18 protein-coding genes are annotated in these 24,286 nt (G+C 62.0%); 9 read left to right on the top strand and 9 right to left on the bottom strand.

Translation table 11 applies throughout. From position 1 onward, the window contains the following. Positions 1 to 370: 370 nt before the first annotated feature. From tdh to dnaG, 5 genes are all read right to left on the bottom strand, one after another. Entirely contained in the window at positions 371 to 1,408 is a 1,038-nt protein-coding gene (tdh, locus tag V8P77_RS02680; RefSeq protein ID WP_335910569.1) for an L-threonine 3-dehydrogenase, read from the bottom strand. Between the two features lie 191 nt (positions 1,409 to 1,599). Continuing rightward, the gene (locus tag V8P77_RS02675) at positions 1,600 to 2,787 is read right to left on the bottom strand and encodes a glycine C-acetyltransferase (RefSeq protein ID WP_335910568.1); all 1,188 of its coding nucleotides are present in this window, start codon (positions 2,785 to 2,787) and stop codon (positions 1,600 to 1,602) included. A gap of 64 nt (positions 2,788 to 2,851) precedes the next feature. Then, complete coding sequence (locus V8P77_RS02670; RefSeq protein ID WP_335910567.1) at positions 2,852 to 3,580, bottom strand: class I SAM-dependent methyltransferase; 729 nt, start codon at positions 3,578 to 3,580, stop codon at positions 2,852 to 2,854. A 69-nt stretch (positions 3,581 to 3,649) separates the two neighbouring features. After that, entirely contained in the window at positions 3,650 to 5,518 is a 1,869-nt protein-coding gene (gene recQ, locus V8P77_RS02665) for a DNA helicase RecQ (RefSeq protein WP_335910566.1), read from the bottom strand. After that, positions 5,518 to 7,527 carry a DNA primase gene (gene dnaG, locus V8P77_RS02660; protein WP_335910565.1) on the bottom strand — a complete coding sequence of 670 codons (2,010 nt, stop codon included), beginning with the start codon at positions 7,525 to 7,527 and terminating at the stop codon, positions 5,518 to 5,520. Before dnaG ends, recQ begins: the two co-directional genes overlap by 1 nt. A gap of 668 nt (positions 7,528 to 8,195) precedes the next feature. Here dnaG and V8P77_RS02655 point away from each other — a divergent pair. Continuing rightward, positions 8,196 to 9,086 (top strand): hypothetical protein, encoded by an 891-nt coding sequence (locus tag V8P77_RS02655; protein WP_335910564.1) that lies wholly within the window; start codon positions 8,196 to 8,198, stop codon positions 9,084 to 9,086. Positions 9,087 to 9,089: 3 nt separating this feature from the next. Here the strand turns inward: V8P77_RS02655 and V8P77_RS02650 are convergent, their stop codons facing one another. Next, positions 9,090 to 9,545 (bottom strand): GatB/YqeY domain-containing protein, encoded by a 456-nt coding sequence (locus V8P77_RS02650; protein WP_335910563.1) that lies wholly within the window; start codon positions 9,543 to 9,545, stop codon positions 9,090 to 9,092. 269 nt (positions 9,546 to 9,814) lie between these two features. Here V8P77_RS02650 and carA point away from each other — a divergent pair, with 269 nt between their 5' ends. Both carA and V8P77_RS02640 read left to right on the top strand, forming a co-directional pair. Beyond that, positions 9,815 to 11,020, top strand: coding sequence for a glutamine-hydrolyzing carbamoyl-phosphate synthase small subunit (gene carA / locus V8P77_RS02645; protein ID WP_222291107.1), 1,206 nt, complete (start codon positions 9,815 to 9,817; stop codon positions 11,018 to 11,020). A gap of 280 nt (positions 11,021 to 11,300) precedes the next feature. Then, positions 11,301 to 11,621, top strand: a complete 321-nt coding sequence (locus V8P77_RS02640) for a hypothetical protein (protein WP_025395407.1) — start codon at positions 11,301 to 11,303, stop codon at positions 11,619 to 11,621. 17 nt (positions 11,622 to 11,638) lie between these two features. On the opposite strand, the gene V8P77_RS02635 is transcribed toward V8P77_RS02640, so the two are convergent. Both V8P77_RS02635 and V8P77_RS02630 read right to left on the bottom strand, forming a co-directional pair. Further along, positions 11,639 to 13,042 (bottom strand): MATE family efflux transporter, encoded by a 1,404-nt coding sequence (locus tag V8P77_RS02635; protein ID WP_335910562.1) that lies wholly within the window; start codon positions 13,040 to 13,042, stop codon positions 11,639 to 11,641. Between the two features lie 142 nt (positions 13,043 to 13,184). Beyond that, positions 13,185 to 14,429, bottom strand: a complete 1,245-nt coding sequence (locus V8P77_RS02630) for a TCR/Tet family MFS transporter (protein WP_335910561.1) — start codon at positions 14,427 to 14,429, stop codon at positions 13,185 to 13,187. A gap of 386 nt (positions 14,430 to 14,815) precedes the next feature. Between V8P77_RS02630 and V8P77_RS02625 the strand changes: the two genes are divergently transcribed. Then, positions 14,816 to 15,811, top strand: a complete 996-nt coding sequence (locus tag V8P77_RS02625) for an aldo/keto reductase (RefSeq protein WP_335910560.1) — start codon at positions 14,816 to 14,818, stop codon at positions 15,809 to 15,811. Between the two features lie 168 nt (positions 15,812 to 15,979). On the opposite strand, the gene ypfJ is transcribed toward V8P77_RS02625, so the two are convergent. Beyond that, positions 15,980 to 16,900 carry a KPN_02809 family neutral zinc metallopeptidase gene (gene ypfJ, locus V8P77_RS02620; RefSeq protein ID WP_335910559.1) on the bottom strand — a complete coding sequence of 307 codons (921 nt, stop codon included), beginning with the start codon at positions 16,898 to 16,900 and terminating at the stop codon, positions 15,980 to 15,982. A gap of 341 nt (positions 16,901 to 17,241) precedes the next feature. On the opposite strand from ypfJ, the gene V8P77_RS02615 reads away from it, so the two are divergent. The 5 genes from V8P77_RS02615 (at position 17,242) to V8P77_RS02595 (ending at position 24,220) form a co-directional block, all read left to right on the top strand. Continuing rightward, positions 17,242 to 17,409 (top strand): hypothetical protein, encoded by a 168-nt coding sequence (locus tag V8P77_RS02615; RefSeq protein WP_335910558.1) that lies wholly within the window; start codon positions 17,242 to 17,244, stop codon positions 17,407 to 17,409. Positions 17,410 to 17,579: 170 nt separating this feature from the next. Continuing rightward, a complete protein-coding gene (carB, locus tag V8P77_RS02610; RefSeq protein ID WP_335910557.1) occupies positions 17,580 to 21,068 on the top strand; it encodes a carbamoyl-phosphate synthase large subunit in 3,489 nt (1,162 codons plus the stop codon). A gap of 138 nt (positions 21,069 to 21,206) precedes the next feature. After that, positions 21,207 to 22,472 (top strand): T6SS phospholipase effector Tle1-like catalytic domain-containing protein, encoded by a 1,266-nt coding sequence (locus V8P77_RS02605; protein ID WP_335910556.1) that lies wholly within the window; start codon positions 21,207 to 21,209, stop codon positions 22,470 to 22,472. A gap of 185 nt (positions 22,473 to 22,657) precedes the next feature. Beyond that, complete coding sequence (gene greA / locus V8P77_RS02600) at positions 22,658 to 23,134, top strand: transcription elongation factor GreA (RefSeq protein ID WP_003541639.1); 477 nt, start codon at positions 22,658 to 22,660, stop codon at positions 23,132 to 23,134. Between the two features lie 27 nt (positions 23,135 to 23,161). After that, positions 23,162 to 24,220, top strand: coding sequence for a glycosyltransferase family 4 protein (locus tag V8P77_RS02595; protein WP_335910555.1), 1,059 nt, complete (start codon positions 23,162 to 23,164; stop codon positions 24,218 to 24,220). Positions 24,221 to 24,286 lie beyond the last annotated feature (66 nt).

Genomic DNA, 24,286 nt, shown 5'->3' with positions numbered 1-24,286 from the left:
GCCCACCTAACGGGATGACATTTAAAGCCTGATTAACCACGATTACCGGCACCGGACAGCAAAGCTTTCTTGCTTTTGGATTTCCGGCCATGGTTGCGCGATCCGCCTTGACCCAGTTCACCATTCAACAAGTCGAACGGTGATTCCCACATTTTTTGTTCTCGTCAAGCTTTTCCAGAAAAAAAGCTCACGAAAACTCGGAAAAAGCCTTATCCACAGGCTTTGAACCGCGGCAGCGATTGCGAACCTTATTTAAGATGCGGCGAACAAAAGACAAGGGCAGCAAATATTTTGCCCCGCCGCGCGGTCTTATACGCAGGATTTTCTGCCGGTTTTGCTGTTGTGCCGGCGGCACAAACCGTTCGACCCCTCACATCCAGTCCATGACGACCTTGCCGGAGTTGCCCGACCGCATCGCCTCGAAGCCGTCGCGAAAATCGTCGATGCCGATCCGGTGCGTGATGATGGGCGCAAGGTCGAGGCCTCCCTGGACGAAAGCGATCATCTTGTACCAGGTCTCGAACATCTCGCGGCCGTAGATGCCTTTGAGATTGAGCATCTTGAAGATCACCTTGTTCCAGTCGATCTCGAAGCCGGCCGGCGCGATGCCGAGGATGGCGATCTTGCCGCCATTGTTCATCTTGTCGATCATGTCGCGGAAGGCGGGCGCGGCCCCCGACATTTCGAGCCCGACGTCGAATCCTTCCGTCATACCGATTGCCTTCATCACGTCGGCGAGGTTTTCCTTGGAGGCATCGACGACGTGGTCGATGCCGAGCTTGCCCGCCAGCTCCAGCCGGTGCGGATTGATATCGGTGATGACGACCTTGCGGGCGCCGGATCGCTTGGCGACGAGCGCACCCATGATACCGATCGGCCCGGCGCCGGTGACGAGCACATCCTCGCCGACTAGGTCGAAGGAGAGCGCCGTGTGCACGGCATTGCCGAACGGATCGAAGATGGCGGCGATCTCGTCGGAAATATCATCCGGGATCGGCACGACATTGCTTTCGGGAATGCAGACGAACTCGCCGAACGAACCCGGCCGGTTGACGCCGACGCCGAGCGTATTTCGGCAGAGATGCCCCCTGCCCGCCCGGCAGTTGCGGCACTTGCCGCAGACGATATGCCCTTCGCCGGAGACCCGCTCGCCGACATGATAGCGGGTGACCGCCGAGCCGATCTCGGCGATCTCGCCGGAGAATTCATGGCCGACCACCATCGGCACCGGAATGGTCTTCTGCGCCCACTGATCCCAGTTCCAGATATGCACGTCGGTGCCGCAGATCGCCGATTTCTTCACCCGGATCAGCACATCGTTCGGGCCGACCTCGGGCACCGGCACATTCTCCATCCAGAGCCCGACCTCCGGTTTTGCTTTGACCAGCGCCTTCATCATGTTCGACATATCTGTATTCCTTGGCTCCGTATCTGTCGCAGCCCCTCATCCGCCTGCCGGCACCTTCTCCCCGCACACGGGGCGAAGGGGGATATGCCGCACCGGCTTCCTTCCCCTCAACGCTGCGTTTGGCAGGTCCCCTCTCCCCGCTGGCGGGGAGAGGGTTAGGGTGAGGGGCAAACCCTATTCTCAAACCCCACTCAAATCACACCCAATTCCCGCCCTGCCTCGGCAAAGGCCGCGATTGCCCGCTCCACATCCGCCCGCGAATGCGCCGCCGACATTTGCGTGCGGATGCGGGCCTGGCCTTTTGGCACGACGGGGAAGGAGAAGCCGATCACATAGATCCCCTTCTTCAGCATCAGGCTTGCCATATCCTGGGCGAGTTTGGCGTCGCCCAGCATGACGGGAATGATCGGATGGCCTTCGCCGGCAAGCGTGAAGCCGAGCTTGGTCATTTCAGTGCGGAACAGATCGGCATTGTCGGAAAGGCGCTTGCGCAAGGCATCGCCGTTTTCGATGAGGTCGAACACTTTGAGCGAGGCGGCGGCGATAACGGGCGCCAGCGTGTTCGAAAACAGATAGGGCCGCGAGCGCTGCCGCAGCCATTCGACGACCTCTGCCTTGGCGGAGGTATAGCCGCCGGAGGCGCCGCCAAGCGCCTTGCCGAGCGTACCGGTGATGATGTCGATCCGGCCCTCGACGCCGCAATATTCCGGCGAACCGCGGCCATTCTTACCGACGAAGCCGACGGCATGGCTGTCATCGACCATGACCATCGCGCCGTATTTGTCGGCGAGGTCGCAGACGCCGCCCAAATTGGCGATGATCCCGTCCATCGAGAAGACACCGTCGGTGGCGACCAGCTTGAAGCGGCTGCCTTCGGCCTTCTTCAGTTCCTCCTCGAGCGCTGCCATATCGTTGTTGGCGTAGCGGAAGCGCTTGGCCTTCGAGAGCCTCACACCGTCGATGATCGAGGCATGGTTCAGCGCGTCCGAGATGATCGCGTCCTCTTCCGACAGCAGCGTTTCGAACAGGCCGCCATTGGCGTCGAAGCAGGAGGAATAGAGGATCGTGTCTTCCATGCCGAGGAAAGAGGAGATGCGCGCTTCGAGCTGCTTATGCTCTTCCTGCGTGCCGCAGATGAAGCGCACCGAAGCCATGCCGTAGCCGTATCGGTCGAGCGCCTGCTTGCCGGCCTCGGCCAGCTCTTCGTTGTCGGCAAGGCCGAGATAATTGTTGGCGCAGAAGTTCAGCACCCGCTCGCCGGTGGAAATCGCGATCTCGCCCGCCTGCTTGGAGCTGATGACGCGCTCGGATTTGTAGAGGCCGGCATCCTTCAGCGCTGAGATCTCGTTGCGGAGATGGGAGAGAAATTGCGAGGTCATGGACGGCCTTTCCCAGAGATTTCGTTTGCCCGCCGGGTTAGCATATTGCCGCCGGCTTGTCTTCTCAGCGCTGGACCGCAATCAGCAGGAACATCGGCCGGTCCATCTCCTCCGCCCAATCTGGATTGGCGTGGAGCTCATCGTCGCTCGGGCTCCACTCCTCGACATGGCGAATGGCAAAACCGGCCGCGATCAAGGTGTTGAGCGTCGTGCCGAGCTTGCGGTGCTGCTTGACCACACCCTTGGCGAGCCAGTCGGTGATGCGCGGACCTTCGACGGAATAGCGGTCGAGCGGCCAGACGCGCCGCCCCTCGGCATCGGTTGCCCAGGCGGGATTGGTCGGCGCCATGAAGATCGGATGCTCGATGGTGAAGACGAATTGCGATCCCGGCAAGAGCGCGCGATAGACGGTCGCGACGAGACCGGCGAAATCCTCGATATAATGCAGCGCCAGCGAGCTATAGGCGAAATCGAACGAGGCTTGAGCAAGCGTGAGATGCTCGAGATCGGCGATCTCGTAGGTGATCGCGGCATCCGCCGTATCGGCCCTCGCTCTGGCGATCATCTTTTCCGAGATGTCGAGCGCAAGCACGCTTGCAGCACCCTTGCTCACGGCAAAACGCGAAAACCAGCCGAAGCCGCAGCCGAGATCGACGACGCGCTTGCCGGCAAGATCGGGCAGCAACGCGCGCACCGCCGGCCACTCCGATGCTCCGTCGAGCCCGTGAACGGATCGTCTCATGCCGCTATATCCGGCGAAGAATTCCGGTCGGTCGTAGATATTCTGGGCCATCGGCGCTCCTCCTTTAGAGGCAGCACTACCATGCCCCCTCGCCGGATCTCAAGGATCAGACGGGTCCGCTCACCCGTTGTCCTGCGCCAGGATGATCTCCAGGAAGGCATCGCCGTAACGCTCGAGCTTCGCCTGCCCAACGCCTGATATGGCGAGCAATTCCTTGCGGCTGCGAGGCCGCTCCGTGGCGAAGGCGATCAGCGTCGTATCGGGAAAGACGACATAGGGCGGCACGCCGAGCGATTTCGCAATCGCCATGCGCTCGGCCCGCAGTGCCTCGAAGAGATTGCCGTCTGCGCCTGATAGTCCCGATTTGCGCTCGCTGCGCTCCGCCTTCTTCGTGCGCCGTTCCGAGGCCGGGCGGTCCTTGCGGAAGAACACCTGCCGCTCGTGCTTGAAGACGGCGCGCGCCTCCGGCTCGAGCTTCAGCGCCCCGAAGGCCTCGTGGTCGACACGGATCAGCCCCATGGCGAGCAGCTGGCGGAAGACCGACTGCCAGACGCGCGCCGGAATGTCCTTGCCGGCCCCGAAGACCGGCATTTCGGTGTGGCCGAAACGTTCGGTCTTTTCGTTGACATTGCCGAGGAGCACATCGATGACATGGCCAGCGCCGAAACGCTCGCCGGTGCGGTAGATGGCGGCCAGCGCCTTGATCGCCGCCTCCGTGCCCTCCCAGGTCTCGACCGGCTTCAGGCAGGTGTCGCAATTGCCGCAATGACCGGCATGCGCCTCGCCGAAATGGGCAAGGATTGCCTGGCGGCGGCAGGAGGCGGTCTCGCAGATCGCCAGCAACGCATTGAGCTTGGCACGTTCGACCCGTTTGATCTCCGCGGCGGCATTGCCCTCGTCGATCATACGGCCGCGCTGGATGACGTCGGCCATGCCATAGGCCATCCAGACCTCGGACGGCAGGCCGTCGCGGCCGGCACGCCCAGTTTCCTGATAATAGGCTTCTACCGAACCCGGCAGGTCGAGATGGGCGACATAACGCACGTTCGGTTTGTCGATGCCCATGCCGAAGGCGACGGTGGCGACCAGGCAAAGGTTTTCTTCCTTCAGGAAGGCATCCTGATTGGCGTCGCGAACCGCCCTGTCCATGCCGGCGTGATAGGCACGGGCACGAATGCCCTGCCCGTTCAGCCATTCGGCCGTATCTTCGACCTTGGCGCGAGACAGGCAATAGACGATGCCGCTGTCGCCCTTGTGGCCGGACAGGAACCGCAACAGCTGCTGGCGCGGCTGGTCGCGCTCGACGATCTCATAGGCAATATTCGGCCGGTCGAAACTGGTGGTAAAGATCTCGGCAGTATCGAGCCCCAGCCGCTCGATCATGTCGTCGCGCGTATGCGGATCGGCCGTCGCCGTCAGTGCCACTCTGGGCACACCGGGATATTGCTCGCCGAGCCGGCCGAGTTCGCGATATTCCGGCCGGAAATCATGGCCCCATTGCGAGACGCAATGGGCCTCGTCAATCGCAAACAGCGCGATCGTCTCGTTGGCGATCAGCTCGCGGAAACCATCGGTCAGAATACGCTCGGGCGTGACGTAGAGAAGGTCGAGTTGGCCCGCCGAAAGCGCGCGGCGAACCTCGACGAACTCCTCGCGCGACAGCGACGAATTGAGCGCGGCCGCCCGGATGCCGAGCTGCTTCATCGCCTCCACCTGATCGCGCATCAGCGCAATCAATGGCGAAACCACGATGCCGACACCGTCGCGGCAGAGCGCCGGGATCTGGAAGCACAGCGATTTGCCCGCACCTGTAGGAAAGAGCACGACCGCATCGCCGCCGGAAACCACATGGTAGACCACCTGCTGCTGCTTGCCGCGGAAGGAGGAATAGCCGTAGACCTGCTTGAGGATATCGAGCGGCGAGCGGCCGGAAGAAAACAGCGCGCCGGAAGCGGAAAAGCCCGGTTCGTTTCGTTCGGTCAGCGACATCAGTGGTTCGCCGCCCCTTTGACGCGGCCGGAAAGCACGCCGAAGCCATCGATGATGGCCTCCTGGTTCTCAAGGCGCACCCCTTCGAAATGCACTTCCTGCTGTGCTCGCATCAGCTGAACGATCGCCTCGCCGTCGCCGGCTTCGGTTGCCAGCGCGATCTCGCGCTCGAGTTCGATCTTCTGCCGGCGCAGCGCCTTTGCCCGCTTGTGGGAGGCCAGTGCCTGCCGGTATCCCTCACGCGCATCCTCCATCGCAGCCTCCTCGGTCGCGATCCATAGCCGGGCATTGCGCACCTGCTGGTCGAGGCTCTTGATGAGCGGGCCGAAGCCTTCGAATTCCAGCCTTTCGGTCAGATATTCGCGCGTCAGATGCGGGCCGGCGACGGCCGCAGCTGCTCCCAGCATCGCCGACCAGAGCCGCTGCAGCTCGCGGCTGTCATATTCGATCGCGGCGATCTCGTCATAATCGTCGATCATCAGCGAGGGATGATTGACGACGGTCAGCGCCAGCACGCTTTCGCGCAGAGCCGTATTGTTCTGATGGCCGCGCACGGGGCCTGAGCGGGCGAGCCTTTCGGAAATGACGCTGGGACTTTTCGGCCCGGCCTTGCCCGCATTGTCGCGGCCCGTCCGGTAATTGCCGTTGCCGTTGAAGCCGCCGCGGCGATCGCCATTGTTGCGGTTCTGGAACTGCGGCTGGAAGAAGACGTTCAGCCGATCGCGAATATCCTGCTGGTAGTGACGGCGGACGTTCTCGTCGGCGATGACGGCGACCAGTTGCTTCAGCCGCGCCTCGAGTTCGGCGCGTGCCTCGGGCGTGTCAAACTTGCCGGTGTTGACCTCCCGGCTCCACAGCATCTCGGAGAGCGGCTTTGCCTGGCTCATCACCTTGTCGAAAGGCGCCCGCCCGTCATCGCGCACCAGATCGTCGGGATCCTTGCCATCGGGCAGAAGCGCAAAGCGGACAGAATAGCCGGGCTTCAGATGCGGCAGCGCCAGTTCGGCGGCGCGATTGGCCGCGCGGATGCCGGCGCCGTCGCCGTCGAAGCAGAGCACCGGCTGCGGCACCATCTTCCACAGCAGCTCGAGCTGGTTTTCGGTGAGCGCCGTGCCGAGCGGCGCGACCGCATTCTCGATGCCCGCCTGATAGAGCGCGATCACGTCCATATAGCCTTCGACGGCAATAATGGTGCCGGTCGCATTGTCGTCCTGAGAATCACCGCGGCCAGGTCCCTGGATCGCCCGCCGCGCACGGGCAAAATTGTAAAGAACATTGCCCTTGTGGAAGAGTTCAGTCTCGTTGGAGTTCAGATATTTCGCCGGCGCGTCGGCCGACATGGCGCGTGCGCCGAAAGCGATCACCTTTTCCCGCGACGAAAGGATCGGGAACATAATGCGGTCGCGGAAACGATCGTAGGAAACCGGCACGTTTTCATGGACGACCAGACCGCAGGCCTCGATCTGCTCCTTGGAGACACCCTTGCCGGCGAGGAATTCCTTGAGCGCATTGCGGCTGTCGGGCGCATAGCCGAGACGGAAGGTCTCGATGGTGCGCCCCGTCAATCCGCGGTCGCGCAGATAGGCGCGCGCCCTCGCCCCATTCGCCGTCTGCAACTGATCCTGGAAAAATTGTGTCGCCATTTCCATGACGTCGATCAGCGAGCCGCGCTCCTTCTCGCGCTTCTCCATCACAGGATCGGCAAGCGGCATCGGCACGCCTGCCATATCGGCTATCTGCTGCACGGCCTCCGGGAAACTCAGGCCCTCCAACTCGGTGAGAAAGCGGAAATGGTCACCGGTGACGCCGCAGCCGAAGCAATGATAACGGCCCTTGCGGTCCTCACAGTGAAAGCTCGGCGATTTCTCGCCGTGGAACGGGCAGCAGGCCCAGTAATCGCCGCGCGACACATTGGTCTTGCGTTTGTCCCAGCTCACGCGGCGCGCAATCACGTTCGAAATCGGAACGCGGTCGCGAATATCATCGAGAAAGGTGTTGGAAAAGCGCATTTATACCTCTTGGCCACTCTCCATATAAGCTGCTTTGCCGCTCCACGCCACGAAACTTGTCATGAAAACCCGCTATTCACAGGCTATGCGCGCGGTCATCGGCGGCGCCGGTTATCCAATCAACAACGCGTTATCGCCCCCTGCGACAGGGTGCGACATTATTGTCCCTTCGGAGCTGGAATTCCGCCGTCGGAAAAGCTTGAGCAGGAGCAGCGGCGCTTAACAGAATTAGAAAAATCTTTTGGAAACAATTGATTATCCCATCATATGATTGCGCCTCATCATCCCTCGCGCCACCTCCCGAAAGTCCGCCTCGGCGCCTCCCAAACCGCCGATTCCGGCAATTATTATTTTTTTGTAATTTGAATAAGCAGCCAACCCGCAATAGGTTCGATCTCAACAAAGCGATCCCCGAGCGAAGCACCATCCCTACCCCCGGCGCCGCTTCGCAAGGGTGCCTTTGCAAATACCCTCCGGCTTGGGCTTCGGCCTTGCGTGCCGGTGGAAGCAAAGAGCAAGAAGGCAGGAGCGCCCCCAGCTCCTGCCTTCTTAAATTTTGGCTCTCCTTGCGACAACTCTCCCTTTGAATTAACCGCTTATTGACAAAGCCGTTGACAGGCAGCGCCTGCATGAAAGATGTATGCGCCGAACTCCCTGGACCTCTCCAAATGGCTTTTACCGCGGATAATCTTGCAGCAGACGATCGCTTTCTCGCTGCCATCCTGCATTGCGCCGATCAGATGCTCGCCATCTATCGCGAGAGCCCGCGCATCGCCTCGATCTTCGCCGCGCAGCAGCGCTGGCTGATGGCCCATGCCGGCTTCGCGCTTCACTACGGTTATTCCGACGACGGGAAGAGCGGCGGTCTCTATTCCGGCCGCTTCATCGATTTTGCGGTCAGGAACAACATCGCCAGCCGCAACACAGCCGCGGCCTTCATGCAGGAAATGCTGGCCTATCGCTTCCTGCGGCCGGTTCCCGGCCCTGACAAGCGCACACGTTACCTGAAACCCACCGAAATCGCCGAGCAGCATTTCACCCGATGGCTCGTCACCCATATGATGATCCTCGACAGCCTCGACGGCGGTGGGCGCGCCGAAAAGATCACCGCCGATCCTCCGGCGATGATGGCGGCGATCCAGCCGCTGATCGCAAAGGCGATCATCGGAAGCGAAGCGGTGCGCAATCCGGGCGCCACATTCAACCTTTTCAACTGGGCGAATTCCGGCGGTCTGGTGATGGACTACCTGATCTCGCGCCTTCCCGAATTTCCCAGAACGGCCGAACGCGTCGTTCTCGGCCCTCTGTCGCTCAGAGAAATCCGCGAACGGTTCATGATCTCCAACACCCATCTGAAGCGGCTTCTGACGCAGGCAGCGACCATGGAGAGCGTCGGTTGGACCGAACCCTCCCGCAAGGGCGACTTCTGGCTGTCGGCCCATTTCATCCGCGAATACTGGAATTATCAGGCGGCGAAATTCGCCATCATCGATGCCGCCGCCGAAGCAGCGCTCGGGCCTGCGGTCCGTGACGAACCGCCGGCAAGGCAAGCTATCTGAGACTTATCCGTTCAATAGTTCCTTGACGGTCGCCGACGCCTTGGCGAAATCCATCTGGCCGGCATAACGCTCCTTCAGCGCCGCCATCACCTTGCCCATGTCCTTGGCGCCTGCGGCACCCGTCTCGGCGATAATCGCCGAGATGTTGGCGCGCACTTCGCTGTCCGAAAGCTGCTTCGGCATGAAATCCTGGATGACGGTGATTTCGGCGCGCTCCTTGGCGGCAAGCTCCGGCCGGGAATTCTCCTCGTAGATCTTGGCCGATTCGTCGCGCTGCTTCACCATCTTGGCGAGGATTTGCAGGATCTCGTCGTCGCTCGCCTGCTCCTTGCCAATGCCGCGGTTGGCGATATCGCGATCCTTGACCGCAGCCTGAATCAGCCGGACGGTGGAAAGCCGCTCCGCATTCTTGGCCTTCATCGCCTCTTTCAGCTGGGTGGCGAGTTGATCGCGCAGCATGGTCTTCACTCCTGTTTTGATGCCGCTTCATAAACCACGCCGATGCGGCGGATCAAATAAATTGCGCGGTCAGTGCGATAAAGCGCAGGAAAACGGTCCCGATCTCGGCTACAAAGATTGACGCTAAGCGATTGCGTGGCTATTTACCGCCACCTGCACCAAAATTCGTGATCAGGCCTGAAGCGCGCGGCATTGCCGTGTCCACACGCCTGCGAGATCAAATGGCGACGAGCGCGGCAACGCGCCCACCTGCCGGAAACGGGATGAAGATGACCGCGACAGCACCCTGGACAATCGAAAAGCCGACCGCCCTGCTCGTTCTTGCCGACGGCACGGTCATCGAAGGCAAGGGCATCGGCGCCACCGGCAAGGTGCCGGCCGAAGTGGTCTTCAACACCGCGCTCACCGGCTATGAGGAGATCCTGACGGACCCCTCCTATCTCGGGCAGATCGTCACCTTCACCTTCCCGCACATCGGCAATATCGGCACCAACGATGAAGACATCGAGGATCTGACGCCTGCCGCCCGCCACGGCGCCGTCGGCGTCATCTTCAAGGCCGACATCACTGAGCCCTCGAACTACCGTGCCGCCAAGCACCTCGACCAATGGCTGAAGGCCCGCGGTGTCATCGGTCTCTGCGGCATCGACACGCGCGCGCTGACCGCGTGGATCCGCGAGAACGGCGCTCCGAACGCGGTGATCGCCCACGATCCGAACGGCGTCTTCGACATCGAGACGCTGAAGGCCGAAGCCAAAGCCTGGAGCGGCCTCGAAGGTCTCGACCTCGCCAAGATCGCCTCGTCGGGCCAGTCCTCGCAATGGACCGAAACGCCGTGGGTGTGGAATGAAGGCTATGGTGAACTCAAGGCGGCGGACGCGAAATACCACGTCGTCTGCCTCGATTACGGCGTCAAGCGCAACATCCTGCGCCTGTTTGCCGGCCTCGACTGCAAGGTGACCGTCGTGCCGGCCGCAACGAGCGCCGAAGACGTGCTCGCCATGCAGCCGGACGGCATCTTCCTGTCGAACGGCCCGGGCGATCCGGCGGCAACCGGCGACTATGCCGTGCCTGTGATCAAGACATTGATCAAGACCGATATCCCGGTCTTCGGCATCTGCCTCGGCCATCAGATGCTGGGCCTGGCACTCGGCGCAAAGACCGAGAAGATGCATCAGGGCCATCACGGCGCCAACCATCCTGTCAAGGATCATACCACAGGCAAGGTCGAGATCGTCTCGATGAACCACGGCTTCGCGGTCGACTCGAAGTCGCTGCCGGATGGCGTTGAAGAGACTCATATTTCGCTTTTCGACGGCACCAATTGCGGCCTGCGCGTCCTCGGCAAGCAGGTCTTCTCGGTCCAGCACCATCCGGAAGCCTCTCCCGGCCCGCAGGACAGCCATTATCTCTTCCGCCGCTTCATCAACATGGTGCGCGAGAAGAAGGGCGAACCGGCGCTCGCCGAACGCTGATTTCAAGCCATAGCGATTTCCGACCGCCATGGTCGGCCTTTAACTTGTTGACAAACCTCACTCTTCGTCATCCTCGGCCCTGTGCCGAGGATCTGCCACATATCGACCGAAGGCAGATGCTCGGGACAAGCCCGAGCATGACGAAAGAGGAGTTGGCCCGCTTTGTCGGTAGCCCAAAGGTTCGCTCAGGCGGGCCTTTTTCTTTATCCGCCTATTGACCTCAGCTTAACTTGAGGAATTACAGATCTGCCTGCAGACATCTGATGCAGGAGAAAACTGGATGAGCGGAGCTTTCTTTCGAGTCGACAAGTTCATCGTGCCGGCGGCGGCACGCGAGGAATTTCTCGTCAAAGTGATGATGACCCACAAGGTGTTGGAGGTGCAGGACGGTTTCATCGATCACAGGGTGCTGGAGCAGGTCGCTGGTCCAGGCGAATTCAATTTCGTCACCATTGCCGAATGGGAAAATACCGAAGTCGTCGAGCGCGCGCGGGCAGCCGTGGCGGCCGCCCATAAGGGTGCGAATTTCGATCCGCAGGAAATGTTTGCGCGTCTCGGCATCCGCGCCGACATCGCCGGCTACAAGCCTGTCGCGGCCTGATCGCAGCGCCGGCCGGCTCAGGCGCCGGCCATTGCGCCCTCCCGGCGAAGGAGAAGGTAGAAGCGCGCGCAGAGCATGACGGCGGCGGCGGCCAGCCCGACGAGGAAGCCAAACCAGATGCCGATGCCGCCGAAACCGAGCGGGAAGGCAAAGGCCCAGGCGAGAAAGAAGCCGATCGGCCAGTAGGCGATCAACGCCATGATCATCGGCACGCGGGCGTCCTTGAGGCCACGCAGCAATCCATTGGCAACCACCTGCAGCCCGTCGACGAGTTGGAAAAGCCCGGCAACGACGATCAGCGGCCCGGCATAGGCAAGCACTTCGGACGCCTCGGGCGAGTTGACGTCGAGGAACCAGCTGCCGAGGAATTGCGGCATGGTGGCAAAGAGCACCGAGCCGACTGCCGAGATGGCGCAGGCGATGACAACAACCATGATCGAAGCGCGCACCAGCCCCTGATAATCGCCCTGCCCGTGCGCGACACCGACGCGCACCGTCGCCGCCTGGCTGAGGCCTAGCGGGATCATGAAGGCGATCGAGGCCCATTGCAGGGCAATGCCGTGGGCGGCAAGCTCGATCGTACCGATATAGCCCATCAGCAGTGAGGCTACCGTGAACAGGCTGACCTCGGCAAGGAGGGTAACGCTGATCGGGAAACCGAGCCGGATGACCTCCAGCAGCGCGTGCCAGTCGGGTTTCCAGAACCGCACGAAGATCTCGTAACGCCGCGTCTCTTCCCGGCGCTGCACGAAAGCAAGGATGAAGAGGAAGCCGGCCGTCTGCACGACGACCGAAACGATCGCCGCGCCCTCAAGCCCCATCGCCGGAAAACCGAAATGGCCGAGCACGAGCATATAGGCGAAGATCGCGTTCATCACCAGCGTGGCGATGGTGACGTTGAGGATGATGCCTGCCTTGCCGATGGCGCTGACGAGCGAGCGCATGACGTTGAAGAGCAGGCCCGGCAGCACGCCGAACTGGCCGATCATGATATAACCATGGGCGAGCTTGGCCACCTCGGGCTTCTGCTGCGCAAAGAGCAGGATCTGTTCCGCATTGAAGAAGGCCGGCTGCATGATGATCCAAAATCCGATCACCACCCAGAGACCCATGCGCAGCGATCGGCGCACCGAGACGACGTCGCCGCGGCCATAGGCCTGCGCCACCATCGGAATGACGGCGATGGCAAAACCCGAACCGAAGATCAGGATCGTGAACAGGAACTGCGCCGACAGCACCATCGCCGCCAGCTGCTCGGCGCCGAGACGTCCGACGATCATCACATCGGTGGTGTGGATACCGAGCTGGGCAAGCTGCGCGCCGATCAGCGGAATGCCGAGCGCCAGCGTCGCACGGAAATGTGCGCCCCAACGATTATCGTTTGTCGGCGCAAGCCTGCGCGCGTCGATCGGCGTGTCCATGACACCAGTCCTGTGATTGAAATATGCGTCGCCACAGCTTGCGGCGAAATAACATCCGGACTTAGAGCAAAGCCCCACAAAGAACTACCCCAGATAAGGCAGATGATGAAAAATTCATCATCGCATCACCATTTCTGATCGATCAGCCCGTGGCTTCCAGCGCCTCGGCCGGCTCCCTCACCCGAACCCTTGTGAGGAATACCCCGGCGGCCAGAAGGATGAGCACGGCGGCCGTGAGATACGGCGCGCCGGCAAAAGTGACAGGCGCCTCAGGCCGCGTGAAATAGGAAAACATCTGCGTGAAGATCAGCGGCCCGACAATGGTGGTGATGCTGCTGAGGCTGGTCAGCGCGCCCTGCAGCTCACCCTGCGCCGAAGGCGGCACCATGCCGGCGGCGATGCTGCGCAGCGGCGGGTCGGCGACGTTTTCGATGACGGTCGCGACGATGACGACATAGACCACCCAGCCCTCCCAGGCGAAGGCATAGCCGGTCAGTCCTGCAGCTGAAAAGCAGAGGCCGAGAAGCGCCGTTTTCCATTCGCCGAGCAGAGGCACGACGCGCGGCAGGACCAGCCCCATGACGAGCGCAGCGCCGATGCCATAAATGCCGAGCGACAGACCGATCTGTCCCTCGCTCCAACCGTAGCGATAGGTCGAGACGAACGACCAGACCGAGGGATAGACGGCATGCGCAAGGAAGAACAGGAACATGACGAGGCTGACCCAGCCGATGCCGGGGTAATGGCGCATCTGGCGCAACGCGCCGAGCGGATTGGCGCGTTTCCACTCGAACCGGCGGCGGTTCTTCGCCTCCAGCGTCTCCGGCAGCAGGAAGCAGGCGGCGATGAAATTGACAAGCGACAGCGCGGCCGCGCCGAGGAAGGGCACGCGCGGGCCGAATTCCCCGAGGATGCCGCCGATGACGGGGCCGATAGTGAATCCGACGCCGAAGGCGATGCCGATCAGCCCAAAATTTTTCGCCCGGTTTTCCTCCGTGCTGATATCAGCGATATAGGCCGAGCAGGTGGCGAAGCTGCCGCCGCTTATGCCGGCAAGCAAGCGGCCGACGAACAGCATCCAGAAGCTGGTGGCGATGCCGCAGATGAAGTTATCGATCGCGAAGGTCAGCACCGAAAGCAAAAGGATCGGCCGGCGGCCGAAACGGTCGGACAGGTTTCCGAGCAGCGGCGCGAACAGGAATTGCATGCCGGCATAGACGAGCATCAGCCAGCCGCCGTCGATCGCCGCCTCGCTGACGCTGCCGCCAGTCAGTTGCTCCAGATAGGCAGGCAGCACCGGCATGATGATGGCGATGCCGATAATGTCGAGGAAAAGGATGATGAAGACCAGGAACAGGCCGCGGCGAACGAATTTCGGGTCTAGCATGAGGCATCTCTACAGCGGTTGGTTCTGAAAAGACGATCTCGTCGCCGAGAAAGTGACATAGCTCAGAAAAGAAACCGAAACAATCCGTGAACATTTCAAAGTTTTTGATAATGCTCAGCGGGAAACTTATGAGATACCTCAACCGCAGGGCGCGCGCTGTCGTTCCAGCTTCAGAAAATCGAGAGCCGCCCAGGAGATCGCCGGGCGATGCGTTCCCTTGCAATCGCCGCGACGGCATCCAGATCACAAGAGAAGACCGGACATTGTGCATTTCCCCGCACAGCCTGTTCGACGCCGTCCGATTATCGCCCGGATGCAAAAGCGGTAAAACGCCGCCCGGCGCGGATGCTCGATCGCACCGTGCGGAGCAGAAGAAGGAGACGACAATGCTGACCTATCGTTTGGGAAAGACCGGACCCGATGTCTCCGCCATCGGCCTCGGCTGCATGGGCATGTCGGGCATGTACGGCCCCTCAGATCGCGCAGAAAGCATCGCGACGATCCATGCCGCGCTCGATGCCGGCATCAACCTGCTCGACACCGGCGATTTCTACGGCATGGGCCATAACGAAATGCTGATCGGCGAGGCATTGAAGGGCCGCAGGCGCGAGGACGCCGTCATCAGCGTCAAGTTCGGCGGCCTGCGCGATCCAGTCGGCGGCTGGAACGGCATCGACGCCCGCCCGGTCGCGGTGAAGAACTTCCTCAGCTATACGCTGCAGCGCCTCGGCGTCGACTATATCGACATCTACCGTCCCGCCCGCCTCGATCCGAACGTACCGATCGAGGACACGGTCGGCGCCATCGCCGACATGGTCAAGGCGGGTTATGTCAGGCATATCGGCCTGTCGGAAGTCGGCGCCGACACCATCCGCCGCGCCGCCGCTGTCGCCCCGATCGTCGACCTGCAGATCGAATATTCGCTGATCTCGCGCGGCATCGAGGAGAAGATCCTGCCGACGACACGCGAACTCGGCATCTCGATCACCGCTTACGGCGTGCTCTCGCGCGGCCTGATCAGCGGCCACTGGCAGAAGGGCCAGGGCGGAACGCCCGGCGATTTCCGCGCCTACAGCCCGCGCTTCCAGGAAGGCAATATCGAGCAGAACCTCGCTCTGGTGGAGAAGCTGCGCGAGATTGCCGAGGTAAAGAGCGTCTCGGTCGCCCAGATCGCCATCGCCTGGGTCGCCGCCAAGGGCAAGGACATCGTCCCGATCATCGGCGCCCGCCGCCGCGATCGGCTGACCGAGGCGCTTGGCTCCCGCGCCGTCGACCTGTCACCGGAAGATTTCGCCGCCATCGAACGCGCCGTGCCGAAAGACGCCGCCGCGGGTGGGCGTTATCCCGAGCATATGCTGCAGCACATGGACAGCGAGAAGTAACTGTAGAGTGGGTCGCAGGGCTATGAGCGTCGTGCCGCGCGGCCCCCTTGCATGTTCAACCTGCACCCATCTTCAATGGATGCAGGTTGAAAATGCAAGGGGGTGAGCGACGACAGGAGCGAATGCGCTCAGCGCAAGCGAAGGGCAATCACTCCGCAACACGAGCCCTCAAACCGGTCCCGAGAACGTATCGCAGGCCGACAGCTGGCCGCTGTCGAAGCCACGCTTGAACCATCTGGCCCGCTGCTCCGAGGTACCGTGGTTGAAGCTTTCCGGGACGACGTAGCCCTGTGACCGCTTCTGCAGCGAATCGTCGCCGATCTGCTGGGCGGCGTTCAGCGCTTCCTCCAGATCGCCTGACTCGAGCAGGCCCTTCTGCTGGGTATATTTGCCCCAGATGCCCGCAAAGCAATCGGCCTGTAGCTCGACGCGCACCGACATCTTGTTGGCGTCGGCCTCGCTCATGCGCTGACGGGCCTGGTTGAACTTCGGCAGGATGCCGAGCAGGTTCTGCACGTGATGGCCGACTTCGTGGGCAACGACATAGGCCTCGGCAAAATCACCTGACGCGCCGAAGCGGTCGGAAAGCTCCTGGAAGAATTCGGTGTCGAGATAGACCTTACGGTCGCTCGGGCAGTAGAACGGACCTGTTGCAGATGATGCGGAGCCGCAGGCCGATGCCGTCGAGCCCGAGAACAGCACGAGACGCGGCTCTTCGTAATTTTGGCCCTGCGCCTGGAAGATGCCCTGCCAGGTATCCTCGGTCTCGGCAAGAACGGTGCGCATGAAGGCGGTCATCTCGTCATTGGCGGGTGTGCGTGTTCCGCCGGACTGGCTCTGCTCGTAGCCGGGACCGCTCGTCGTGCCGCCGGTATCCAGCACCTGCATCAGGTCGATGCCCATCGCCTTGAAGATGAAATAGATGACGACGAGGAAGATGATCGTGCCGATGCTCAAGCCCCCGCCGGCGCGGCGAACGCCGCCGCCGGAGGGAAAATTGAAGCCACCGCCGCGGCCGAAACCGCCGCCGGTCGGACCGCCGCGGCGATCCTCGACATTGTCTGACTGACGCCGGCCTCTCCATTCCATTTTCGTTCTCCCCGGCAATGCCTGTGCTTGCACTCAAGGAGTCTATATATCCGTCGGCTGCCGGAATTCCAGCGACTTCATTCACACCGAAAACAAACGCCTGGGCGGCGTCACTTGTTCGTGGAGCGTGGTTGCGCTGGCCCTTTCTGTCCGGCGTTGTTCGGGACGGTGCCTTGCGACTTTCCCTCCTCTTGACGCGCCAACTCTTTATCCACGGTCTCCCGCGAGCCTTCTGCCGGGTCTTTGTCTTTAGGATCTACCATCACAGCCTCCAGTTTCTCGACCGCGAACTTTCAGGGGCACGATATTGTTCCCGTAAATGAACGGGCGGACCCGCATGTGTGAACCCTTCACCCACGGCCGCGTCGCCGGATCTCGTCGCCTGTGACAGGATCATGTTTGAGCCGCCGATATCCAGCCGGATCGGACTTAAGGAAGCGCCGGAAGCCATCACCAACCCGGCGCGTCGCGGCGAAATCCGGGCGCTGGTCGTGCCTGGGGAGAAATAGCCTTTCGCGCCCTGTTGGATTCCTGTCGATTCCGCGATTTATGGGGTTCCGTTTGCAAATACATTTGCCTATAAGCCGCTTCTAGCCTGAAAAGACCCAGCATGCGCGACCCGACCCGGTGATCTCCCACCCTGGCCGGCTTTCTGCGCAGCCAGAAAACGGAAGCACCCATGCCGAAGCGCCAAGATATCAAATCGATCCTTATCATCGGCGCGGGACCGATTGTCATCGGCCAGGCTTGCGAGTTCGATTATTCCGGTACCCAGGCCTGCAAGGCGCTGAAGGAGGAAGGCTACCGCGTCATCCTCGTCAACTCCAACCCGGCGACGATCATGACCGATCCGGGCCTTGCCGACGCCACCTATGTCGAGCCGATCACCCCCGAGGTCGTCGCCAAGATCATCGCCAAGGAACGCCCGGATGCACTGCTGCCGACCATGGGCGGCCAGACGGCGCTGAACACCGCGCTTTCGCTGAAGCGCATGGGCGTGCTCGACCGCTACAATGTCGAGATGATCGGCGCCAAGCCCGCCGCCATCGACATGGCCGAGGACCGCGCGCTGTTTCGCGAAGCAATGGCCCGTATCGGGCTGGAAACGCCGCGCTCGATGCTGGCGAACGCCACCGACATCAAGGACCTCGACCGCAAGACGCACGAGGCCGAGCGCATCAAGCTGCGCGAAAGCCTCTCGGGATCCGACCTCGACAAGGCGCTGGACGAGCTGGAAAACCAGTGGAACCTCGGTGAGAGCGATCGCAAGCAGCGTTACATGAGCCATGCCATGGCGATTGCCGCCCAGGCGATCGACCATGTCGGCCTGCCCGCCATCATCCGTCCATCCTTCACGCTCGGCGGCACCGGCGGCGGCATCGCCTACAACCGCTCGGAATTTTTCGAGATCGTCGGCGGCGGCCTCGACGCCTCACCGACCACCGAGGTGCTCGTCGAAGAATCGGTGCTCGGCTGGAAGGAATATGAAATGGAGGTCGTCCGCGACAAGGCGGACAACTGCATCATCATCTGCTCGATCGAAAACATCGACCCGATGGGCGTCCACACCGGAGATTCGATCACCGTCGCGCCGGCGCTGACGCTGACCGACAAGGAATACCAGATCATGCGCAACGCCTCGATCGCGGTGCTGCGCGAGATCGGGGTCGAGACCGGCGGCTCGAACGTCCAGTTCGCCGTCAATCCGAAAGACGGCCGCCTCGTCGTCATCGAAATGAACCCGCGCGTCTCGAGATCGTCGGCCCTCGCCTCGAAGGCCACCGGCTTCCCGATCGCCAAGATCGCCGCCAAGCTCGCGATCGGCTATACGCTTGACGAACTGGATAACGACATCACCGGCGGCGCAACGCCTGCCTCCTTCGAACCGTCGATCGACTACGTCGTCACCAAGATCCCGCGTTTCGCCTTCGAGAAATTCCCCGGCGCCTCACCGGTGCTGACGACCGCCATGAAATCGGTCGGCGAAGTCATGGCGATCGGCCGCACCTTCGCCGAATCGCTGCAGAAGGCGCTGCGCGGCTTGGAAACCGGCCTGACCGGCCTCGACGAGATCGAGATCCCCGGCTTTGAAGAGGGCGAATCCAGCCAGAACGCCATCCGCGCTGCAATCGGCACACCGACGCCCGATCGCCTGCGCATGGTCGCCCAGGCGCTGCGCCAGGGCATGAGCGAGGCCGAAGTCCACGAAGGCTGCAAGATCGACCCCTGGTTCATCGCCGAACTGAAGGCGATCGTCGAGATGGAGGCCCGCATCCGCGAGCACGGCCTGCCGGATGATGCCGCCAATCTGCGCATGCTGAAGGCCATGGGCTTTTCCGACGCGCGCCTGGCGACGCTGACCGGCAAGCGCCCGAAGGAAGTCGCCGAATTCCGCAACAGCCTGAACGTCCGCCCTGTCTTCAAGCGCATCGATACCTGTGCGGCCGAGTTCGCCTCGCCGACCGCCTATATGTATTCGACCTATGAGACGCCTTTTGTCGGCGCCGCCCGCTCGGAGGCTGAAGTGTCGGACCGCAAGAAGGTCGTCATCCTCGGCGGCGGCCCGAACCGCATCGGCCAGGGCATCGAGTTCGACTATTGCTGCTGCCACGCCGCCTTCGCGCTGAAGGATGCGGGTTATGAAGCGATCATGATCAACTGCAACCCGGAAACCGTCTCGACTGACTACGATACGTCGGACCGCCTATATTTCGAGCCGCTGACCGCCGAGGACGTGATCGAGATCCTGCGGGCAGAACAGGAAAAGGGCGAAGTCGTCGGCGTCATCGTCCAGTTCGGCGGCCAGACGCCGTTGAAGCTTGCCGAGGCGCTGGAAAAGAACGGCATCCCGATCCTCGGCACCGCGCCTGACATGATCGACCTTGCCGAGGACCGCGACCGCTTCCAGAAGCTGTTGATGAAGCTCGACCTCAACCAGCCGAACAACGGCATCGCCTATTCGGTTGAGCAAGCCCGCATGGTCGCCACCGAAATCGGCTTCCCGCTGGTCGTTCGCCCCTCTTACGTGCTTGGCGGCCGCGCCATGCAGATCCTGCATTCGGAAGGCCAGCTGCAGAGCTACCTGCTCGATACCGTGCCGGAACTGGTGCCGGAGGATATCAAGCAGCGTTATCCCAACGACAAGACCGGCCAGATCAACACCCTGCTCGGCAAGAACCCGCTGCTCTTCGACAGCTATCTTAGCCACGCCATCGAAGTCGACGTCGACTGCCTCTCCGACGGCACCGACGTCTATGTCGCCGGCATCATGGAGCATATCGAGGAAGCCGGCATCCATTCCGGCGATAGCGCCTGCTCGCTGCCGCCGCGCACGCTCTCCAACGAGATGCTCGACGAGCTGGAGCGCCAGGCCAAGGCCATGGCCAAGGCGCTCAATGTCGGCGGCTTGATGAACGTCCAGTTCGCCATCAAGGACGGCACCGTCTACGTTCTCGAAGTCAATCCGCGCGCCTCACGCACCGTGCCCTTCGTCGCAAAGACCATCGGCGCGCCGATCGCCAAGATCGCCGCCCGCGTCATGGCTGGCGAGAAGCTCGATGCGACCTTCGCCGCCTACGGCGAAAAGCCCGATCCGCGCAAGCTCAAGCACATCGCCGTCAAGGAAGCCGTCTTCCCCTTCGCCCGCTTCCCCGGCGTCGACACCCTGCTCGGCCCGGAAATGCGCTCGACGGGTGAAGTCATCGGCCTCGATACCGATTTTGCGCTGGCCTTCGCCAAGTCGCAGCTCGGCGCCGGCGTCGAGCTGCCGCGTGACGGGACGGTCTTCGTCTCCGTCCGCGACGCCGACAAGCCGCGCGTGCTGCCGGCGATCCGCATCCTCGTCGAGCAGGGCTTCAAAGTGCTGGCAACCGGCGGCACCGCCCGCTTCCTCGGCGAAAACGGCATCACCGCCACCAAGATCAACAAGGTGCTCGAAGGCCGTCCGCACATCGAGGACGCGATCCGCAACCGCCAGGTCCAGCTCGTCATCAACACCACCGATGGCAACAAGGCGATCTCGGACTCCAAGTCGCTGCGCCGTGCGACGCTGATGCAGAAGGTGCCCTACTACACGACGATGGCAGGCGCAGAGGCCGCCGCCCAGGCGATCAAGGCGCTGAAGGCCGGCAATCTGGAAGTACGGCCGCTGCAAAGCTACTTCGCCTGAGATCGGTCCACAGGCGGGCGCAGCGCGCGCGCCTGCTCCTGTCCCGAATTCGAATGAGAAACAAGGCGCGGCCTTCGCGCTTCGTCCAATGCACATCTTCCGCGATCATGTTAGCATTCCCGCAAACGGGGGGCGAGCATGAGCAAGAATATCGTCATTCTCTTCGATGGCACGTCGAACGAGATTGCGGCGGACCGCACCAATATCCTCAGGCTTTTCGGCGTTCTGAAACGTTCGTCGAAGCAAATCGTCTACTACGATCCCGGTGTGGGCACATTTGGCGCGGCCAATGCCTGGTCCAGGGCCTATCGCAAGAGCATCGAAGTCTGGGGCCTGGCGACCGGGTGGGGTCTCGACCAGAACGTCAAGGAAGCCTACCGCTTCATCGTCGACAATTATGAGCACGCGCCACGCAGCAGCGGTGAGGATAGCGACCGCATCCATATCTTCGGCTTCAGCCGCGGCGCCTATAGCGCCCGGGTTCTCGCCGGCTTCATCCATGCGCTCGGCATCGTCAGCCGGCACCATGTCAATCTCATCGATTATGCCTACAGGACCTACAAGGGCATCTCCGACAACGAAGCGAAGGCCGGCGGCTTCGTCGGCGCGACCGACGATGATGCTCCATCTGCCTTCTCCAGCATGCGGCTCTATGAAAGGACGCTGAAGACCTACCGGCCGAAGATCAAGCTGCTCGGGCTTTTCGATACCGTAGCCTCGGTGATCGAGATGGGCAAATGGGTGCCGCAGCTAAGGACCCTGCCCTTCACCAGGAAGAATCCGAGCGTCGAATGGGTGCGCCATGCCATGGCGATCGACGAGCGGCGGACGATGTTCAACCCGATGCCGTGGACGCCGGGGCAGGAATATTGGGGTGGGCCATTCCGGCCGAAGGAGCCGGTGCCACAGAACGTCAAGGAAGTCTGGTTTGCCGGCGTCCACGGCGACATCGGCGGCGGCTACCCGGAAAAGGAAAGCGGCATCATCAAGATCCCGCTCGAATGGATGATCAGTGAAACCAGGCAGACCGGCCTCGACTATATCGACCGGACGGTCAAGGCAGTCGTGCTCGGGAACAACAGCAGGCCGATCCAGAACTACGTGGCCCCGAACGCGCAAGCCAATCCTCACCATTCGATGACCGCCGGATGGCGGCTTCTCGAATATGTTCCCCGCCGCGTGCCCGAAACCTCCTGGCGCAAGCGCGGCAACACGGAAGGGATCTACCTGCCGCTCCAGGATCGCCGTTTCATTCCTGACGGTGCGGTCATCCACCAGTCGGTGATCGATCGCGGAAATCTGTCCTCGAACCTCCCGCGGCAGGGAAGCTTCACGATAGAGCCATGGTCGAACCGCCCGCCGGCCAAGGATGGGCCGGACCATCCGCCTCCTGCACAATTTTGAGGCGCGACACCCGAGGTTACGGCGAGCCGCGCTTCTTTTATGCGAATTTTCTGGAAATCGGTCTTGGCGATCTGCTATAAGCGTCCGACTAAGATTGTGGCACGGTTCCGAAGCTCCCCTTCGGGACCTGTTTTCTTTTGTGTTCGCCGCTGATTGTGCGGATACGAGGATTGAAGGACAGAAAAATGGTTGAAAAGGTACCGATGACACCGGGCGGTTTCGTCAAGCTGCAGGAAGAGCTGCGCTGGCGTCAGCAGGAGGAGCGCCCTCGAATTATCGAGGCGATCGCTGAAGCCCGTGCCCATGGCGACCTTTCCGAAAACGCCGAATACCACGCCGCCAAGGAAGCTCAGAGCCATAATGAAGGCCGCATCAGCGAGCTGGAAGACCTGACGGCGCGCGCCGAGGTCATCGACCTCACCAAGATGTCGGGCGACAAGATCAAGTTCGGCGCCAAGGTGAAGCTCATCGACGAGGACACCGAGGAAGAAAAGACCTACCAGATCGTCGGCGACCAGGAAGCCGACGTCAAGGCCGGCCGCATCTCCATCTCCTCGCCGATCGCCCGCGCGCTGATCGGCAAGGAAGTCGGCGATTCCATCGAGGTCAATGCGCCGGGCGGCTCCAAGGCCTACGAAATCCTCCAGGTTTCCTGGGGCTGATCGCCCGCCAGCCGCGAGACCCCTCCCTTGCCGGATATTCGTGACGTCGAGATCATCTCGCCCAATTTCAAGCGCCGGCTCTCCGGCGTCACGTCGACCATCGTCCAGCTCATCCCGTGCCAGATCCGGCTCGGCATGAAGATCGCGACACTCGGCCCCGGCCTGCCGGAGGACCTGCCGAAACTTAAGGGGCGGCAGCTCCTCGGCCTCTGGCGCCCGCCGGCGCGCCGGCGCCGGCGTGTCTGGCACGCTCGCCGCAACAACGAGATGGCTGTCGGCATCCTGCTGCGCCATCTGTTGCGCATGCGGCTGAAGCTTCTCTTCACCTCGGCCGCGCAACGCCGGCACACCGCCTATACCAAATGGCTGATCCGCCGCATGGACGCCGTCATCGCGACCAGCGATCGATCCGGCTCGTTCCTCGATGTGCCGCACACGGTGATCCAGCACGGCGTCGATCTTGCCTTGTTCCATCCACCGGAAACTGCGGAGGACGGCATCGCCGCCACCGGCCTGCCGGGCCGCCATCTCATCGGCTGCTTCGGCCGCGTACGCCACCAGAAGGGCACTGATCTTTTCGTCAGGGCGATGATCGAACTGCTGCCACAGCATCCCGACTGGACGGCGGTCGTCTCCGGCCGGGTGACGGTCGAACACACGGCATTTGGCGACAAACTGAAGGCGGATGTCGCGGCCGCCGGGCTCAGCGACCGTATCCTCTTCCTCGGCGAAGTGCCTGACATCAAGGTCTGGTATCGACGCCTGACGCTTTACGTCGCCCCCTCCCGCAATGAGGGCTTCGGCCTGACGCCGCTCGAAGCCATGGCCTCGCGCACTGCGGTGGTGGCATCGGACGCCGGCGCCTATGCCGAGCTCATCGTCACGGGCGAGACGGGCTCGGTCGTCGCCGCCGGCGATGGCGAGGCGCTGACGCGGGCAATCGCGCCCTATATCGCCGATCCCGCTCTGGCGGTCGCCCATGGCGAGAATGCGCTACGGCATGTCCGGACGAATTTTGCGCTGGAGAAGGAAGCAAGCGCGATCGGCGCGATTTACGATCGCCTTCTCGGTGACAATCGCGGCTGAAGCAGAACAGAGAAACGGCCCGTTGGATAACGGGCCGCTGCAGGGATTCTAAGGATAAGGAATAGC

The organism is Rhizobium aouanii (assembly GCF_037002925.1).
GTDB lineage: Bacteria > Pseudomonadota > Alphaproteobacteria > Rhizobiales > Rhizobiaceae > Rhizobium > Rhizobium aouanii.
Note: the sequence above shows the minus strand (reverse complement) of the source record. Positions and strands in the feature narration are given on the sequence as shown.

Bases quoted from the DNA above. Each gene is read 5' to 3' on its own strand.
- V8P77_RS02635 (WP_335910562.1), bottom strand. From the start codon at position 13,042: ATGGACACGCCGATCGACGCGCGCAGGCTTGCGCCGACAAACGATAAT.
- V8P77_RS02605 (WP_335910556.1), top strand. From the start codon at position 21,207: ATGAGCAAGAATATCGTCATTCTCTTCGATGGCACGTCGAACGAGATT.
- greA (WP_003541639.1), top strand. From the start codon at position 22,658: ATGGTTGAAAAGGTACCGATGACACCGGGCGGTTTCGTCAAGCTGCAG.
- carA (WP_222291107.1), top strand. From the start codon at position 9,815: ATGACCGCGACAGCACCCTGGACAATCGAAAAGCCGACCGCCCTGCTC.
- V8P77_RS02640 (WP_025395407.1), top strand. From the start codon at position 11,301: ATGAGCGGAGCTTTCTTTCGAGTCGACAAGTTCATCGTGCCGGCGGCG.
- carB (WP_335910557.1), top strand. From the start codon at position 17,580: ATGCCGAAGCGCCAAGATATCAAATCGATCCTTATCATCGGCGCGGGA.
- V8P77_RS02650 (WP_335910563.1), bottom strand. From the start codon at position 9,545: ATGCTGCGCGATCAACTCGCCACCCAGCTGAAAGAGGCGATGAAGGCC.
- tdh (WP_335910569.1), bottom strand. From the start codon at position 1,408: ATGTCGAACATGATGAAGGCGCTGGTCAAAGCAAAACCGGAGGTCGGG.
- V8P77_RS02630 (WP_335910561.1), bottom strand. From the start codon at position 14,429: ATGCTAGACCCGAAATTCGTTCGCCGCGGCCTGTTCCTGGTCTTCATC.
- V8P77_RS02670 (WP_335910567.1), bottom strand. From the start codon at position 3,580: ATGGCCCAGAATATCTACGACCGACCGGAATTCTTCGCCGGATATAGC.
- dnaG (WP_335910565.1), bottom strand. From the start codon at position 7,527: ATGCGCTTTTCCAACACCTTTCTCGATGATATTCGCGACCGCGTTCCG.
- V8P77_RS02675 (WP_335910568.1), bottom strand. From the start codon at position 2,787: ATGACCTCGCAATTTCTCTCCCATCTCCGCAACGAGATCTCAGCGCTG.
- V8P77_RS02625 (WP_335910560.1), top strand. From the start codon at position 14,816: ATGCTGACCTATCGTTTGGGAAAGACCGGACCCGATGTCTCCGCCATC.
- recQ (WP_335910566.1), bottom strand. From the start codon at position 5,518: ATGTCGCTGACCGAACGAAACGAACCGGGCTTTTCCGCTTCCGGCGCG.
- V8P77_RS02655 (WP_335910564.1), top strand. From the start codon at position 8,196: ATGGCTTTTACCGCGGATAATCTTGCAGCAGACGATCGCTTTCTCGCT.
- ypfJ (WP_335910559.1), bottom strand. From the start codon at position 16,900: ATGGAATGGAGAGGCCGGCGTCAGTCAGACAATGTCGAGGATCGCCGC.